Below are 1,180 nucleotides of genomic sequence, written 5' to 3'. Positions count from 1 at the left end.
CTCTTCCTTCATCAGGTGCGCGGTGATCTCCCCGCTCAGGGCGCGGAAGCGTTCGACGATCGTCTTCATCTCCCCCCGCGCGGAAGGATCGGTTTTCCCGTTTTCCCGGACGATCAGCGCCGCCAGGCGGGGAAGGTTTTCTTTCAGGTAGACGTGGTGTGTGTCGTGGATTTTTCCGCAAAGCGCTTCCAACCGGCTCATTGCTTTCCCCCCTTCCCGGTTTCGGGCCGAAACGGCCCCTCCGGAACGGAGTCAAGAATAGACGGTCTGTTCATCGCGGGCATTGATGTACGTCAACGGTCTTCCCGCAATAATATCCCGGCAATAATATCCCGTTTTGAGGACGGGAGGTAACCGGATAAAATAGCCATCATATGCGAGAGAGCCCGGTCGGCTGCTTTTTCTGCCGTCCCTGGGCCTTGCGAATCCGCACCGTTTGGAGGGGGAGCCATGGAAAAGCTGATCAGCGGGATCCATCGGTTCCGGAAGCAGTACTGGAGCGAAAACCAGGAGCTTTTCCGGAGGCTGGCCGAACACGGGCAGTCCCCGGAGGCGCTGTTCATCACCTGCTGCGACTCCCGGGTGATCCCCACGGTGATCACCCACGCGAACCCGGGGGACCTCTTCATCCTCAAGAACATGGGGAACTTCGTGCCGCCGTATTCGGAGAACCCCCTCGATGGGACGGGGGTCGCCGCCGCCATCGAATATGCCGTCGAGCACCTGCACGTCCGGGACATCATCATCTGCGGCCACTCCGACTGCGGGGCGATGAAGGCCCTCTACAAGGACCGGAAGGTTTTCGGCGGGACGCCGCACATCGCCGAGTGGCTGAAGAACGGGGAGCGGACCCTGGAGGTGATCGCCGCGAACTACCCGAAAATGTCCAAGGAAGAGAGGCTCGCGGTGACTTCCGAGGAGAACGTCCTGGTGCAGATGGAGAACCTGCGCACCTATCCCGTCGTCCAGAAGGCGGCCCGGGAGGGACGGCTCCACGTCCACGCCTGGTTCTTCGAGATCGGCACGGGGAGCGTCTCCAGGTACACGCCCGAAAAAGGCCAGTACGAGCCGATTCGCTTCGAGGAGGAGTAGCAGGAAGGGCGGCGGGCGCAACATCTGCGCGCCTTGGTGCGGAGCGTCATCGCCGGCTTCCGCATCCTCGGAGGGGGGTCGCTCGCTT

Annotated in this window: 2 protein-coding genes; one reads left to right on the top strand and one right to left on the bottom strand. The window is 62.0% G+C overall.

Going from position 1 to position 1,180, the window contains the following annotated elements:
* The coding region (locus tag VJ307_01350) for a hypothetical protein (GenBank protein HJX72773.1) at window positions 1–201 on the bottom strand (201 nt) is incomplete at its 3' end.
* A 249-nt stretch (window positions 202–450) separates the two neighbouring features.
* On the opposite strand from VJ307_01350, the gene VJ307_01345 reads away from it, so the two are divergent.
* Window positions 451–1,092 (top strand): carbonic anhydrase, encoded by a 642-nt coding sequence (locus VJ307_01345; protein HJX72772.1) that lies wholly within the window; start codon window positions 451–453, stop codon window positions 1,090–1,092.
* Window positions 1,093–1,180: the final 88 nt, after the last annotated feature.

It is taken from the genome of Candidatus Deferrimicrobiaceae bacterium, from assembly GCA_035256765.1.
Classification (GTDB): Bacteria; Desulfobacterota; Deferrimicrobia; order Deferrimicrobiales; family Deferrimicrobiaceae; genus CSP1-8.
This window is presented reverse-complemented; position numbering and strand designations above follow the sequence as displayed.